Source organism: Leifsonia sp. GW821-FHT13C05, from assembly GCF_058806515.1.
In genome coordinates, this window is record NZ_JBXAPT010000006.1 from 194,623 (window position 1) to 209,518 (window position 14,896).

The window sequence follows — 14,896 nt, forward strand, 5'->3', positions numbered from 1 at the left end:
TTCTCGATCATGAGTGAGTCCCTCGGTGCAAAGTCGGTCATCGACGAGCAACAAGCTCCGAGCGTTCGCACAAACGGGGGTGACGCCGTCGTGGCGTCACCCCCTGTGCGGTCGCGTCCCCCGCGACGCCGCAGAGGCGGTGGTTGGCGTCAGCGAGCAGAGATCACCCTGCTGGCCGGTCCGGCGATCATCATGTTCCTGGCGTTCGTCATCTTCCCGGTGGTGCTCGCCGCGTACTACGGCTTCTTCAAGTGGAAGGGCTACGGAGCCCCGACCGACTTCGTGGGGCTCAACAACTACCTGATCATCTTCCAGGACAAGACGTTCCAGGACGCCTTGACGCACAACGGGATCATCCTGGTGCTCTCCCTGGTCATGCAGGGGCCGGTGGCGATCGTGCTCGCCCTGCTCCTCAACCAGAAGATCCGCGGCCGCACCATCATCCGCGTGCTGATCTTCGTGCCGTACGTGATCTCCGAGGTCATCGTCGGAACCGGCTTCAGCCTGATGCTGCAGAGCGCAGGCGCGGTCAACGACCTGCTGCAGAGCATCGGCCTCGGTGCGTTCAAGCAGGACTGGCTGTCCGACCCGAGCATCGCGATCTGGTCGCTGATGTTCATCATCTCCTGGAAGTACATCGGCTTCGCCGTGATCCTCTTCCTCGCCGGAATGCAGAGCATCCCGGAGGAACTGTTCGAGGCGGCAGCCATCGACGGGGCGAGCTACTGGCAGATCCAGCGGCGCATCACGCTTCCGCTGCTCGGCCCGACCATCCGGATCTGGGCGTTCCTGTCGATCATCGGATCCCTGCAGCTGTTCGACCTCGTCTACATCATCTGGGGTCAGTACGTCGCTGCGACCGCAGGGACGTCGACCATGGCGACGTACATGGTCGTGAACGGCCGCGGCTCAGGCAACTACGGCTTCGGCAACGCCGTCGCGGTCGTGATGTTCCTCATCTCGCTCGTGATCGCCCTGGTCTACCAGCGTTTCGTGCTTCGTCGCGACATGGTCGGCGCCATTACGGAGGGTAAGAAGTAATGTCAGCAACGACAGCCGGAACGGTTCAGCCGGTGAGGGAACAGCGAGGCCGCAGGCAGCGTCTCTCCAAGAACGGTGAGAAGTGGGGCAGCCCCGTCACCTACTTCATCGCGCTGGTCTTCATCGCCGTGTGCCTCGCCCCGATCCTCTACACGATCATCGGCGGCTTCCGCACCAACTCGCAGATCACCACGTCGCCTGCCGGTCTTCCCAACCCGTGGGTGATGGTCAACTACGCCGACGTGCTCACCAGCTCGACGTTCTGGCTGGAGGTCGGCAACTCGGCCATCGTCGGCATCCTGACCACGGTCGGCGTCGTCGCCCTCGGGCTGATGGTCAGCTACGTGCTCGCCCGCTACACGTTCCGCGGCCGCGGGGCGATCTACTCGCTGTTCGCGGCCGGACTCATGTTCCCGCTGACGGTCGCGATCACCCCGCTCTACATCCTGGTCAAGGATCTCGGGCTCACCAACAGCCTGGCGGGCGTCATCCTGCCGCAGATCGCGTTCTCCCTGCCGACGACGGTGATCATCCTGGTGCCGTTCATCCGGGCCATCCCCGTCGAACTGGAGGAGGCCGCGGCGCTCGACGGCACCAGCCGTCTCGGGTTCTTCTTCCGGATGGTGATGCCGCTGTCGATCCCGGGTGTCGTGACCACGGGCATCCTGGCGTTCATCGCGAGCTGGAACAGCTATCTGCTGCCGCTGTTCATCCTGAACGACCCGTCGACGTTCACCCTGCCGCTCGGAGTCCAGGCGTTCGCGTCGCAGTACTCCGTCGACACGGCGAAGGTCCTGGCGTTCACGTCGCTCTCGATGATCCCCGCTCTGATCTTCTTCACGATCTTCCAGAAGCGGATCGTCGGCGGCCTGACCGGCGCGGTCAAGGGCTGACCGCGGCCGCCGTCCGTTTCTCGTCCCACTGCATTCAGCTCTCTCTTGTGATTGGTTCCTGTGAAGAAAAGCACTGAGTCCGCGACCGTTCTTCCCGCGGCCATGCCAGACGTGTCGGAGCGTGTTCGCGCGCTCCACGCCCGGATGACCCTCGAAGAGAAGCTCGCGCAGATCGTCGGGTACTGGCTCGATCAGAACGGCCTCGTGGCCCCGATGCAGGGCGAGATGGCCGCTACGCAGGATGCGAAAGGCAGCCTGGCCGATGTCACCCGGCACGGCATCGGGCACTACACGCGGGTGTACGGCACGCGTCCTGTCGAGCCCGCCGAGCGCGCAGCCTGGCTGTGGAACGAGCAACGGAGGCTGAAGCGTGAGACCAGGCTGGGCATCCCGGCACTGGTGCACGAGGAGTGCCTGACCGGGCTGGCGACGTGGAAGGCGGCGACCTTCCCGACGCCGCTCGCGTGGGGTGCGTCGTTCGACCCGGAGCTCGTGGAGGAGGTCGGCGCCGCGATCGGCGACTCGATGAAGCAGCTCGGCATCCACCAGGGCCTCGCCCCGGTGCTCGATGTGATCCGCGACCCCCGCTGGGGCCGGGTGGACGAATGCATCGCCGAGGACCCGTACCTCGTCGGCACCGTTGGGACCGCGTACGTGCGGGGTCTGCAGGAGTCGGGCGTGCACGCCACGCTCAAGCACTTCCTCGGATACTCGTCGTCGCGAGCGGGGCGCAACCACGCGCCCGTGCACGCCGGTCCGCGGGAGATCGCCGACGTGTTCCTGCCCCCGTTCGAGATGGCCATCCTGGATGGCGGCGCCCGCTCGGTGATGAACTCGTACACCGAGATCGACGGTGTCCCCGTCGCCGCGGACCCCGGCCTGCTCACCGGCACGCTGCGCGAGAAGCTGGGCTTCGACGGCGTGGTGGTCGCCGACTACTTTGCCGTGGCGTTCCTGGAGGTCATGCACGCCGTGGCCGCCGACCGCGGTGAGGCGGCAGCCCTGGCGCTCGAGGCCGGCATCGACATCGAGCTGCCGACCGGCGACGCGTACCTGCAGCCGCTGGCCGACCGCATCCGGTCGGGGGAGTTCGACGAGGCGTACGTCGACCGCGCCGTGCTCCGCGCGCTCGCCCAGAAGGAGGAGCTCGGCCTGCTCGACGCCGACGCGTTCGAGGACGAGCCGCCCGCCGAGGTCGACCTCGACTCTCCGCGGCACCGCGAGCTGGCCAGGCGCCTGGCGGAGGAGTCGGTCGTGCTGCTGTCGAACGACGGCGTCCTGCCGCTCGGCTCACGCACGACGCCCGTCTCGACGGTCGCCGTGATCGGCCCGAACGCCGACCGCGCGGAGGCGCTGCAGGGCTGCTACTCGTTCGCCAACCACGTGCTGGCCGGACACCCTGGCCTCCCGCTCGGGTTCGAGATCCCGACGGTGCTCGAAGCGCTGCCCACCGCTTTCGCGGATGCGGGGCTGCCCCTTCCCGAGTTCGTGCACGCCGAAGGCTGCGCCGTGGAGGGCGACGACGAGTCCGGCTTCGCTGCGGCAGTGGATGCGGCGACCGGCGCCGATCTCGCGGTGGTCGTCGTCGGCGACCAGGCCGGCCTGTTCGGCCGCGGAACGGTCGGCGAGGGCAACGACTCCGAATCGCTCGAGCTGCCCGGCGCCCAGCGGCGCCTGGTCGACGCGGTGATCGCCACGGGCACGCCGGTGGTCATGGTGCTGCTCACCGGCCGCCCGTACGCCATCGACTGGGCGCTGAACGGAGACGCAGCCCCGAGCGCCGTGCTCCAGGCCTTCTTCCCCGGCGAGGGCGGCGGCCCGGCCATCGCCGACATCCTGACCGGACGGGTGAACCCCTCGGGCCGTCTCCCCGTCTCGATGCCGCGCTCGGCCGGCGCGCAGCCGTACTCCTACCTGCACCCGATCCTGGGCGGCCCGTCCGATGTGACGGCCACCGACTCCACTCCGGTGCTCCCGTTCGGCTTCGGCCTGACGTACACCGCGTTCGCGTATTCCGATTTCGAGGTCGACGCAGACGCATCCACCGACGGGGCGTTCGCCGCGACCCTGACCGTGACCAACACCGGTTCCGTGCGCGGCACGGACACGGTGCAGCTCTACGGCCACGACGTCACGGCAACGGTCACGCGGCCGGTCGCTCAGCTGCTCGGATACACCAGGGTCGACCTGGAGGCCGGCGAATCCGTGCGGGTGACCTTCGACGTGCCGGCGACCAGGCTCGCATTCAGCGACCGCAGGATGGTCAGGGTCGTCGAGCCCGGCGACGTGGAAGTGTGGGCGGCGACGCACGCAGCGGCATCCACCGGCCTTCGCGGAGACGAGGTCACCGGCGGTGCGATCGTCAACGAGAAGCAGGCCGACGTGCGCCACATCGCCGGAACGGCGACCGGGCGGGCCATCGTGACGCTGACCGGCGACGTGCACGAGGTGACCGCCGCCGACCGGCGCACGGTCGGAGTGCTGCTGTCCGAGCGGGCAGAGGAGATGGTGGACGCGGTCTAGGACCGCTCGGGATCTAGAACCGCTCGGCCAGCCACCTCGCCTGCTTCTGCCACTGCACGGCGGAGCCGCCCTCGTGGTCGTTGAACGGGTAGACCTCGATCGTCGTGTCCTCCGCCGCGAGGTGGTTGAACGCGGCCATCGTGGTGGACGGGGGCACGACGCGGTCCATCAGCGCCACCGAGAACAGCGACGGCACCTGGATGCGGCGGGCGAAGTTCACGCCGTCGAAGTACGAGAGGGTGCGGAAGACCGCATCCACCTGGTCGCGGTGCACGGACAGGTAGGTGGCCAGCTCTAGGTACGGGCCGCCGATCGCGACCTCTGCTCCGCGGCGGAAGGCGCTGAGGAACGCCACGTCCGGCAGCAGGGCGCGCACGCCGTCGGCCAGCGCCGCCGCTGCGATGGCGATGCCGCCGCCCTGGCTCCCGCCCGTCACGGCGATCCTGTCCGCGTCGACGAACGGGAAGGCCCGCGTCGCATCCACCGCCCGCACCGCGTCGGTGAAGACGCGGCGGTAGTAGTACTCGCGCGGGTCGTGGATGCCGCGGGTCATGTATCCGGGGGTCGCGGGTCCTGAGCCGTGCGGGTCAGGGGTGTCTCCTCCCGTGCCCCAGTTGCTGCCCTGCCCGCGCGTGTCGACGAAGACGTGCACGTACCCGGCGAGCGCCCAGAGCACGTTCTCTCCGGGGAGTCCCCGCCCTCCTCCGTAGCCCTGGAACTGCACGACGGCGGGCAGCGGACCCTCCGCATCCCTCGGCCGGGAGACCCACGCGCGCACCGGCTCCCCGTTGAAGCCGGGGAAGGTCAGGTCGTCGACGATCAGTTGCGTGATCGGGGTGTCCGCCGGGGTGAGCGTGACCTCTGCGCCGGCGGAGCGCGCTTCGGCGAGCGTCTCCGTCCAGAACGCGTCGAAGTCGTCCGGCTCGTCCACCTCGGGGCGGAAAGCGAGCAGTTCGGCGGGGGACAAGTCGGTGAAAGCCATCGCTGAGGGGATCCTCCTGGGAAGTTTTCGCCGGATCGGGCGAAAGGGATGGGCCACATTGTGGCACAGTGTGAGCATGTCCGATCGAACCAGGCCCACCCTGGAGGCGATAGCGCAGCAGGCGTCCGTGTCGTTGTCGACCGCATCCAAGGTCCTCAACGGGCGCCCGGGCGTCTCCACGGCCACCCGGCAGCGCGTCGAAGAACTGCTGCGCGATTCCGGGTACGCCCGGCGCGGTCTCGACCCCGAGCGCGGCGGGCTGGTCGAGCTGGTCGTCGACAACCTGCAGAGCGAGTGGTCGGTGGAGATCATCCGCGGCGTCGAACGGATCACCCGCGAATCCGGGTTCGTCCTGGCGCTGTCCGCCCTCGGCGACCACCACCGCCCGCACGAGGAGTGGATCACCGGGGTGCTGCAGCGCAAGCCGGTCGCGGTGATCCTGCAGTTCTCCGACCTGACTGTCGAGCACCGCAGGCAGCTGCGCACGAGGAACATCCCGTTCGTCGTCGTCGACCCTGCCGGTGACCCGCCCGCGGACGTCCCGGCGGTCGGAGCGACCAACTGGGCGGGCGGGGTCGCGGCGACGCGCCACCTGATCGCGCTCGGCCACACGAAGATCGGGGTGATCTCCGGCCCCGCCGACCTGATGTGCTCCCGCGCCCGGGTGGCCGGATATCAGTCTGCGCTCGCCGAGGCCGGCATCCCGATCGTGGAGGAGTTCTCGGCGGGCGGCGTCTTCGAGCAGCTGGTCGGCGAGCGGGAGGGCAGGAGGCTGCTCAGCCTGCCGGATCGCCCGACCGCGATCGTCGCAGGCAACGACCTGCAGGCCCTCGGCGTCTACGACGCGGCGGCCTCGCTCGGGCTCGACGTGCCGGGCGACCTGTCCGTCGTCGGCTTCGACGACGTGCGGCCTGCGCTGTGGGCCAGGCCGCCGCTGACCACCGTGCGGCAACCGCTGCAGGAGATGGCGGAGGAGGCCACCAGGATGGCGCTGCGCCTGCGCTCCGGGGAGATCGACAATGCGCGGCTGGAGCTCTCGACGTCGCTCGTGGTGCGGCACTCGACGGCTGCTCCCGCCGCCTGACGCCGCGTTCGCAGCTGCCGTCGGAGCGGCCGTTCCGACCATCAGGATGCGAAAGTTTTCCAATGATCTATCGAAACTTGTGGCCGCCCTCGCCCCGGCCATAGCGTCGTACGGCGGAACGACGCGAAGGAGCGAGAGATGACGGATGCTGCCAGGCAGCTGCGCGTGGCGATGGTCGGCTACGGGTTCATGGGAGCCGCGCACTCACAGGGCTGGCGGGTCGCCCCTCGGTTCTTCCCTCTCGCCGCGGAACCGGTGATGAGGACCATCGTCGGCCGGGACAGTGCCCGCGTCGAGGCAGCACGCGACCGCTTCGGCTGGCAGCACGCCGAGACCGACTGGCGCCGCGTCATCGACGATCCGGAGATCGACATCGTCGACATCTGCTCGCCGGGGGCATCCCACGCCGAGATCGCCATCGCGGCACTGGATGCCGGCAAGCACGTGCTCTGCGAGAAACCGCTCGCCAACACGGTCGAGGAGGCGGAGGCGATGGTCGCCGCCGCCGAACGTGCAGCGGCGCGCGGCGTGCGCTCGATGGTCGGGTTCAGCTACCGGCGCGTTCCGGCCATCGGCTTCGCCAAACGGCTCGTGGAAGAGGGCAGGCTCGGCACGATCCGTCAGGTGCGGGCGCTCTACCTGCAGGACTGGCTGACGGACGAAGACGGCCCGATGACCTGGCGTCTCGACAAGGACGCAGCAGGCTCCGGCTCGCTCGGCGACATCGGCGCGCACGCGATCGACCTGGTCGAGCACATCACCGGCTCCCGCCTCGACAGCGTCTCCGGCACCCTCGCGACGTTCGTCGAGGAGCGCCCGCTGCTCGGCGAGACGGTCGGGCTCTCCGGCACCGCCTCGTCCGAGCGCGGTCGGGTGACCGTCGACGACGCAGCGTGGTTCACCGCGCGGCTCGGCGGGGGAGGCGCAGCCTCCGGGGCCATCGGCGCGTTCGAGGCGACCCGCTATGCGACAGGACGCAAGAACGCCCTGCGGATCGAGCTGAGCGGATCGCGCGGCGCCATCGCGTTCGACCTCGAAGCCATGAACGAAATCCAGTTCTACGACGCGACCCTCCCCGCCGGGGAGCAGGGGTTCACCAGGATCATCGTGACGGAGCCCGAGCATCCGTACATGGCCAACTGGTGGCCGACCGGGCACGCCATCGGCTACGAGCACGCCTTCAGCCACCAGATCAAAGACTTCGTCGACGACATCACGGACGGCCGCGACCCGCAGCCGTCGTTCGCCGACGGTCTGCACGTGCAGCGAGTCCTCGCCGCCGTCGAGCGCAGTGCCGCGACAGGCAGCGCGTGGACGGCGACAGAACAGACGACAGCAGAATCGACAGGACAGGAAGCATGACCAGGAAAGCACTCGTCGTCCGCGGCGGCTGGGACGGGCACATGCCCGTCGAGACCACCGACCTCTTCATCCCGCACCTCGAAGCGAACGGCTTCGAGGTGCGCATCGAGGACGGCCCGGCCATCTACACCGACGAGGCGTATCTGGACACCGTGGACCTGATCCTCCAGATCAACACCATGAACACCATCACCCGCGAGGAGTTCGCCGGGCTGCAGCGCGCCGTCCTCAACGGGACGGGCATGGCGGGCTGGCACGGCGGCATCGCGGACGCCTACCGAGACAACGCCGACTACCTGCACATGATCGGCGGGCAGTTCGCCCACCACGCGGGCAAAGATCCCGCCGAGCGCACCGGGGAGCAGTCGGACAACTACATCCCGTACACGGTGCACATCACCGACTACGGCCGCACGCACCCGATCACGCAGGGCATCGACGACTTCGACCTCGTCAGCGAGCAGTACTGGGTGCTGAGCGACGAGTACAACGATGTCCTCGCCACGACGACGCAGTCCGTGCGGCCGTGGGATGCGTGGAACCGCCCCGTCACGGCGCCGGCCATCTGGACCCGCCAGTGGGGCAAGGGCCGCATCTTCGTCTCTGCTCCCGGCCACCGGCTCGAGATCGTGGAGAGCCAGCCCGTCCGCACCATCATCGAAAGGGGACTCCTGTGGGCAGCCCGTTGAACGTCGGCGTCGTCGGGGTCGGCAACATCAGCCGCCAGTACTTCGAGCAGTTCCTGCACCTCCCGAACCTCGCGCTGACCGCTGTCGCCGACCTCGATCTCGACCGCGCATCCGTGGTCGCGGCCGAGCAGGGCGTGGACGCGCTCACCGTGGATGCGCTGATCGACGACCCGCGCATCGACGCGGTCCTCAACCTCACCATTCCCGCCGCGCACACCGAGATCGCGCTCAGGGCACTGGATGCGGGCAAGCACGTCTACGGCGAGAAGCCGCTGGCCCTCGCGACGGCCGACGCGCTTCCGGTCCTGCAGCGCGCCGCCGAGAAGGGCCTGCGCGTCGGAAGCGCCCCCGACACCGTGCTCGGCACCGGCATCCAAACCGCGCGCGCTCTGCTCGACGACGGCAGGATCGGACGCCCGGTCGGCGCCGCCGTCTCGTGGACGGCCCCTGGTCACGAGCTGTGGCACCCCGCTCCGGCGTTCTACTACCAGCCGGGCGGTGGGCCACTGTTCGACATGGGCCCGTACTACCTGACCAGCCTCGTCCACTTCTTCGGACCCGTCGTGCGGGTCTCCGGCGCCGTCGGCCGTTCAGAGCGCGAGCGCACCGTCGCCACGGGACCGCTCGCCGGAACCCCCATCCCGGTGGATGTGGACACGCACGTGACCGCGATCCTGGAGCACGCGAACGGCGTCATCTCCACGGTGACGGTGTCGTTCGAGGTGTGGGAGTCCCGCGCTCCGCTGTTCGAGGTGTTCGGCACCACCGGCAGCATCGCCGTGCCCGACCCGAACGCCTTCTCGGAAATCGCATCCATCGCCACCGCGGACGACCGCACCTGGCGCGAGGTGCCTGCGTCGGCCGGCTATGCGGATGCCGGGCGCGGCGTCGGGCTCGCCGACCTCGCCCGCGCGGTCGAGACGGGGCGGCCGCACCGCGCATCCGGAGAGCTGGCGTTCCACGTGCTCGAGATCATGGAGTCGATCATCGCCGCTGGGCGCGCCCACGAGGTGGTCACGCTCACGTCGACGGTGGAGCGACCGGAGCCCGTCCCGTTCGGAGTGCGGCCCGAGAGCTGGTGAACCGTCCGGCCCGGCGCGAAACGGTACAGTACACAGGACCATGAACACCACCGGGACGAACCTCGACACCGTGCGCCGGAACAACCTCGCCACCGTGCTCGGGCTCGTCCACCGGGGTGGACCGGCCGCCCGCTCCTCTCTGACGCACGCGACCGGGCTGAATCGGTCGACCGTCGGGGCGCTCGTCGCGGAGCTCGTCGAGCTCGGGCTCGTCACCGAGCGTGAGCCGGAGACGAGCAACAGGGTCGGCAGGCCGTCTCCCGTCGTCGTCGCAGACAGCCGCGTCGTCGCCATCGCCGTCAACCCGGAGATCGACGCCGTGACGGTCGGCATCGTCGGACTCGACGGTGTCGTGCACCGCCGCGTCCGGTTCCCGCTCGACCACGTGCCGGGAGCCGAGGAGGCGGCGACCGTCGCCGCGGCGGTCATCGACGGGCTCCGCCCCGACCTGTCCGCTGCGACCAGGGTGGTCGGCATCGGGGTCGCCGTGCCTGGACTGGTGCGGGAGAGCGACGGCGTCGTCCGGCTCGCCCCTCATCTGGAATGGCGCGACGAACCCTTCGCCGCCGAGCTCGCGGAGGCGACCGGCCTCAGCGTCAGCGCGGCCAACGACGCCAACCTCGGGGCGAACGCCGAGCGGCTGTTCGGCGCGGGGCGTGGAGCGAGCGACCTGGTCTACCTGAACGGTGGAGCATCCGGAATCGGCGCAGGCGTCATCGTCGGCGGCGTCTCGCTCACCGGCGTCTCGGGATACGCGGGGGAGCTCGGCCACACGCTCGTCAACACGAACGGGATCCGCTGCCACTGCGGCGCCGTCGGCTGCCTGGAGACCGAGGTGAACCAGCGCGCGCTCCTCGCCGCCCTCGGGCTGGAGACGGCGGACGGGGAAGAGCTGGACGGGGCGCTCGCCGCCGCCGTCGAGCGCGGAGACACGGCCGTGCTGGCGGAGATCGAACGGCAGCTCGGCTTCCTCGCCATCGCCCTGCGCAACGCGACCAACGTGTTCAACCCGGAGCTGGTGGTGCTCGGCGGCTTCCTCGGCGCGCTGTTCGCCGTCGCGCCGGAGCGGCTGATCCTGCTCGTGTCGCGGGAGGCGCTCGCCGCATCGGGGGAGCACCTCCGCATCGCGCGGGCAGAGCTCGGGGCGAACATCCTGATGATCGGCGCCGCCGAACTCGCCTTCGCGCCGCTGCTGGCCGCTCCCGCCGACTGACGCGGGGGGGGGGGGGGGGGGGGGGGGGGGGGGGGGGGGGGGGGGGGGGGGGGGGGGGGGGGGGGGGGTAGGTACGNNGTTCTCCTCCCCCCCCCCCCCCCCCCCCCCCCCGAAACCGGGGGATGTGCACGGTAACATTCGCGTCCGGTATCCGATAGGATTACCAGGCAACGACGGTCGAATCGATTCGAACGAGCGAGCAGAATCCCACCCCTCCCACCAACCGCGGCCACGGTCGCGGTGTTCGTCTTCTCTCCACAAGGAACTTTCGTGACCACCGTCGTGCATCCCGGAGACTCCCTCTCCGGCCGCCAGCGCCTCGCATACATCCTCATCCTCGGTGCGCTCACGGCGCTCGGTCCGTTCACCATCGACACGTACCTGCCCGCGCTGCCGACGCTGCAGGAAGACTTCAATGTCTCGACGGCCGCCATCCAGCTGACCCTCACGGCCACCACCATCGGATTCGGCGTCGGGCAGCTCCTCGTCGGCCCGTGGAGCGACAAGATCGGCCGCCGCCTCCCGCTCATCCTGTCGACCTGCGTGCACATCCTCGCCTGCCTCGGCGCGGCCGTCGCTCCGAACGTCGAGCTGCTCGGCCTCGCCCGCGCCATGCAGGGCATCGGCGCCGCCGCCGGCGGTGTCGTCGCGATGGCGATGGTGCGCGACCTCTTCGGCGGGCGCCCGCTGGTCAGGATGCTCAGCCGCCTCGCGCTCGTCAACGGCCTGGCCCCCGTGCTCGCCCCGGTGCTCGGATCCTGGCTGCTGCTCGTCATGCCCTGGCGCGGCATCTTCGTCGTGCTCGCCTGCTACGGCCTCTTCGTCGTCATCTGCGTCTCGCTCTGGATCGTCGAGACGCTGCCGAAAGCCCGCCGTCACGACGCGGGTCACTCCACGATGCGACAGCGCTACAAGGCCGTGCTGAGCGACCGGATCTTCGTCGGCATCGCCATCGTCGGCGCAGCCAACTTCACCGGCCTGTTCTCTTATCTCTCGTCGAGTTCATTCGTGTTCCAGGAGATCTACAAATTCAATGCCCAGGAGTACGGCCTGCTGTTCGCCGTGAACTCCATCGGAATCATCATCGGCGTGCAGTCGGCCGCGCGCATCACCAAATACGTCGGGCCGCAGTGGATCCTCGCCGTTTCGACGGTCGTGATGTTCGTCTCCAGCGTGCTCATCGTCATCCTCGACCAGGCGCACGTCGGCCTGTGGGGAACGGCGATCCCGCTCTGGTTCTTCATCGCGGCCTGCGGGTTCGGCTTCCCCTGCGTCCAGGTGCTCGCGCTCAACGGTCACGGGCACGAGGCGGGCACGGCCGCATCCCTCCTCGGCGCTCTGAACTTCGGCATCGCGGGCATCGTCTCGCCGGTCGTCGGCATCCTCGGCGTCGGCAGCGCGACCCCGATGGGCTTCGTCATGGCCATCTGCGCCGTCGTCTCGATCGCCGCTCTCTGGCTCATCGTCCGTCCCCGCACCGTCCCGGCCCTCGCCCACTGACCCGCGCTTCCCATCCCCTGATAATCGAGTCCGAAGTTATTCACACGACACGCCGGTGGCACCCGTGAATACCTTCGGACTCGATTGATGCGCGCCGTGGAATGAGTACGTTGGTGCAATGGGAACGGCGCACGAGCAGGTCAGGCAGGCTGCGAAGGTCAGCAGGCGCTGGCCGGTGATCTCGGCGTCGGTCGCCGTCGGGCTCGTCGTGGTGCTCGGCGCGATCATCGCGTTCCGCCCCAAGGAGCCGTTCTCCCTCGACCTCGAGTGGATGGGTGAGATCGTCGAACACCGCTCGCCGATCTGGCTGGGGCCCGCCCTGTTCTTCAACTACGCGGGCGGAGGCATCGTCGGTTCGATCGTCGTGCCCGTCGTGATCTTCCTGCTGCTGCTCTCTTTCCGGCGACCGTGGGGCGCGACCTTCTTCGCTGTGGCCAGCGTCCTGTCGGTGGCGTGCGTCCAACTGCTCAAGCACACGGTGGGCAGAGCGCGCCCGACCGAGATCCTCGTGCACTCCGACACTGGATCATTCCCGTCCGGGCATACGGCCAACGCTGCGACGATGGTGGTGGTCCTCGCGATCGTCTTCCCGCGCGTCTGGGTGTGGATCGTCGGCGTGCTCTGGGCGGTGCTGATGGCAGTGAGCCGCACCTACCTGGGGGCTCACTGGCTGAGCGACACGATCGGCGGGCTGCTGCTCGGCGCGGCCATCGCGGTGATCGTGTGGGCGCCGCTGGCGCTGCGCCTGGCAAAGGAGCGGCTGGAGCCGCATCCGTTCTTCCTCGCGCGGCGCTAGAAACTGAGCCGGCCGGATCGCTCAGACCCGACCGCTGAAATATTTCGTATTCCTCGCGTTATCAACACAATGTTTCGCACTCTGGATGTATGAGGTCACCTAGCGATCTGCCGCACTGCAGACCGTTCTGGGTATTCCTGAGGAGAGAACTGCTGGTTCGACTGGCGGTCACCTCCGGGCATCACAATTCGAATTCGAACCTGCCCGCGGAATGCGAGAACCCGACCGACATAGTCGGCTCGCGCATCCGCTGGCGATTGGAGACAACACAACGTGCGTTCACGAAAACTGAGGACGTCTATTGCCCTCGCCGTGGCGGGGGGTGTGGGAGCCGGCGGCATCGTCGCGCTCCCGGCCGCCGCAGCACCCGGTCAGCCGTTCGACCCGGAGGTCGGCGCGATCTACACGAGCCTTGCCCTCGACCAAGCGAATACGCAATCGCTGCTGCTCAGGGTGCAGAACCTGGAATCCGGTCTGACCGTCGAGCCTGTTGGCGACCCTCAAGACGGCTACAAGGCAGTGGGATATCACGCAGATTCCGGGTTCATCTTCGGATTCACGGAGCGGCCTTTCACGAGGAACGGCTGGTGGACCAGTATCGCTTCGGACGGCGCGGTCACCCAGTACGGGATTCCTAGCGGCGTCTTCCCCGACGGCACGGACATGAACGGCGTGTACATCGCCGGTGGTGCCTTTGGAAAGGGTGCGTACGCGAACACCTTCGTTTTCCAGTACTTCGCCCAGGTCGTGGATGAGATCAAGTACTACACGGGTGTCCTGACCGTCGACAGCGACGGTAATCCGCTCGAGGGTAGCTACAAGGAAATTCCGGACATCAGCTTTACCGGAGGTGACCTGTCCTATTCGCAAGGGTACTACTGGGCTCTCAGCGCGACCTCGATCGTCCGAATCGATCCGACGCTCATGACCACGACGATCTTCCCCCGCCCGGCAGATCTGGCTCCGGAAGTCATGGTCGGCTCGGGAGGCGCTTGGACCTTCCCGAACGGCAACCTCGGCTTCATGTACGCGAACATCGCCACCGGATCTGGTCGACCCGCGTTACAGCTGAAGATCGACAACCCCGGATCAGGCAATCCCACGTTCACGCTCGTCGGGAGATACATGTACCCCGGGTCGAACGCGGCGTCTGACGCCACGTTCGTTGGGCTCGATGACCTCTCGACCGACCTTCAGCTCGTGAAGTCGGCACCTGCTACGGTCACCCCCGGATCGACGATCACCTACACGCTCGAGGTGACGAACAACTCCGCCACGGACACGTCGTCTGGTTCGGTGATCACAGACACCCTGCCCGCTGGACTCACAAACGTCCAGCTGCCTGAGGGCTGCCTCCTCGACGCAAGCGACATCTCCTGCAACGTGCCGGTTCTCGCCCCGAACGCGGTGCACCGTGTCGAGTTCACAGCGCAGGCTCCGAGCGCGCCGACGACGGTCACAAACAACGCGACGCTTATCGCGAACGAGGACGACCCGGACCTCACGAACAACATTTCCGCGGCGACCACAGAGGTGCTCGTCGATCAGGGCAACGAGAATGCGTCGGCTTCTGCTGCGGCGTCGGCGGATGCGGATCCTGCTGCGGAGGCTGCGGCGTTCGGGAATGCGGATTCGGTGGCTTCGGCTTCGGGGACGACGACGGCTCAGGCTGCGGCGCAGGCTGCGGCGAACCCGACGGCGTCGACGGATGCGTCGGCGGATGTGACGAAC

At 68.5% G+C, this 14,896-nt stretch carries 12 protein-coding genes; 11 read left to right on the top strand and 1 reads right to left on the bottom strand.

The genetic code is table 11. From position 1 onward, the window contains the following. Positions 1-9 precede the first annotated feature (9 nt). The 3 genes from AC1ROC_RS16400 to AC1ROC_RS16410 all read left to right on the top strand — a co-directional run bounded on the left by AC1ROC_RS16400 (position 10) and on the right by AC1ROC_RS16410 (position 4,457). Positions 10-1,041, top strand: coding sequence for a carbohydrate ABC transporter permease (locus tag AC1ROC_RS16400; protein ID WP_168688699.1), 1,032 nt, complete (start codon positions 10-12; stop codon positions 1,039-1,041). Further along, positions 1,041-1,934, top strand: a complete 894-nt coding sequence (locus tag AC1ROC_RS16405) for a carbohydrate ABC transporter permease (RefSeq protein ID WP_168688700.1) — start codon at positions 1,041-1,043, stop codon at positions 1,932-1,934. The genes AC1ROC_RS16400 and AC1ROC_RS16405 overlap by 1 nt, the downstream gene beginning before the upstream one ends. Positions 1,935-2,036: 102 nt before the next feature. Then, a complete protein-coding gene (locus AC1ROC_RS16410; protein ID WP_493001518.1) occupies positions 2,037-4,457 on the top strand; it encodes a beta-xylosidase/alpha-l-arabinosidase in 2,421 nt (806 codons plus the stop codon). A 13-nt stretch (positions 4,458-4,470) separates the two neighbouring features. Here AC1ROC_RS16410 and AC1ROC_RS16415 read toward each other — a convergent pair whose 3' ends face one another. After that, complete coding sequence (locus tag AC1ROC_RS16415) at positions 4,471-5,439, bottom strand: acetylxylan esterase (RefSeq protein ID WP_493001458.1); 969 nt, start codon at positions 5,437-5,439, stop codon at positions 4,471-4,473. Positions 5,440-5,515: 76 nt separating this feature from the next. Here AC1ROC_RS16415 and AC1ROC_RS16420 point away from each other — a divergent pair, with 76 nt between their 5' ends. From AC1ROC_RS16420 to AC1ROC_RS16455, 8 genes are all read left to right on the top strand, one after another. Further along, positions 5,516-6,523: a LacI family DNA-binding transcriptional regulator gene (locus AC1ROC_RS16420; protein ID WP_493001460.1), complete on the top strand. Its 1,008-nt coding sequence runs from the start codon at positions 5,516-5,518 to the stop codon at positions 6,521-6,523. A gap of 138 nt (positions 6,524-6,661) precedes the next feature. Further along, complete coding sequence (locus tag AC1ROC_RS16425; RefSeq protein ID WP_085371010.1) at positions 6,662-7,885, top strand: Gfo/Idh/MocA family protein; 1,224 nt, start codon at positions 6,662-6,664, stop codon at positions 7,883-7,885. Further along, positions 7,882-8,574 carry a ThuA domain-containing protein gene (locus AC1ROC_RS16430; protein WP_085371011.1) on the top strand — a complete coding sequence of 231 codons (693 nt, stop codon included), beginning with the start codon at positions 7,882-7,884 and terminating at the stop codon, positions 8,572-8,574. The genes AC1ROC_RS16425 and AC1ROC_RS16430 overlap by 4 nt, the downstream gene beginning before the upstream one ends. Beyond that, positions 8,559-9,656: a Gfo/Idh/MocA family protein gene (locus tag AC1ROC_RS16435; RefSeq protein WP_493001463.1), complete on the top strand. Its 1,098-nt coding sequence runs from the start codon at positions 8,559-8,561 to the stop codon at positions 9,654-9,656. Before AC1ROC_RS16430 ends, AC1ROC_RS16435 begins: the two co-directional genes overlap by 16 nt. Before the next feature lie 40 nt (positions 9,657-9,696). Further along, on the top strand, positions 9,697-10,869 hold the full coding sequence (locus AC1ROC_RS16440) for an ROK family protein (protein WP_493001465.1): 1,173 nt from the start codon (positions 9,697-9,699) through the stop codon (positions 10,867-10,869). Positions 10,870-11,139: 270 nt separating this feature from the next. Next, positions 11,140-12,369: a multidrug effflux MFS transporter gene (locus AC1ROC_RS16445; protein WP_493001467.1), complete on the top strand. Its 1,230-nt coding sequence runs from the start codon at positions 11,140-11,142 to the stop codon at positions 12,367-12,369. Positions 12,370-12,487: 118 nt separating this feature from the next. Then, positions 12,488-13,165, top strand: a complete 678-nt coding sequence (locus tag AC1ROC_RS16450) for a phosphatase PAP2 family protein (RefSeq protein ID WP_493001469.1) — start codon at positions 12,488-12,490, stop codon at positions 13,163-13,165. A 273-nt stretch (positions 13,166-13,438) separates the two neighbouring features. Beyond that, positions 13,439-14,896 (top strand): DUF11 domain-containing protein (locus AC1ROC_RS16455; protein WP_493001471.1); only part of this gene is annotated, 1,458 nt, incomplete at its 3' end.

Excerpts from the sequence above, each read along its gene's own strand:
- AC1ROC_RS16400 (WP_168688699.1), top strand. The coding sequence starts at position 10 with ATGAGTGAGTCCCTCGGTGCAAAGTCGGTCATCGACGAGCAACAAGCT.
- AC1ROC_RS16405 (WP_168688700.1), top strand. The coding sequence starts at position 1,041 with ATGTCAGCAACGACAGCCGGAACGGTTCAGCCGGTGAGGGAACAGCGA.
- AC1ROC_RS16410 (WP_493001518.1), top strand. The coding sequence starts at position 2,037 with ATGCCAGACGTGTCGGAGCGTGTTCGCGCGCTCCACGCCCGGATGACC.
- AC1ROC_RS16415 (WP_493001458.1), bottom strand. The coding sequence starts at position 5,439 with ATGGCTTTCACCGACTTGTCCCCCGCCGAACTGCTCGCTTTCCGCCCC.
- AC1ROC_RS16420 (WP_493001460.1), top strand. The coding sequence starts at position 5,516 with ATGTCCGATCGAACCAGGCCCACCCTGGAGGCGATAGCGCAGCAGGCG.
- AC1ROC_RS16425 (WP_085371010.1), top strand. The coding sequence starts at position 6,662 with ATGACGGATGCTGCCAGGCAGCTGCGCGTGGCGATGGTCGGCTACGGG.
- AC1ROC_RS16430 (WP_085371011.1), top strand. The coding sequence starts at position 7,882 with ATGACCAGGAAAGCACTCGTCGTCCGCGGCGGCTGGGACGGGCACATG.
- AC1ROC_RS16440 (WP_493001465.1), top strand. The coding sequence starts at position 9,697 with ATGAACACCACCGGGACGAACCTCGACACCGTGCGCCGGAACAACCTC.
- AC1ROC_RS16450 (WP_493001469.1), top strand. The coding sequence starts at position 12,488 with ATGGGAACGGCGCACGAGCAGGTCAGGCAGGCTGCGAAGGTCAGCAGG.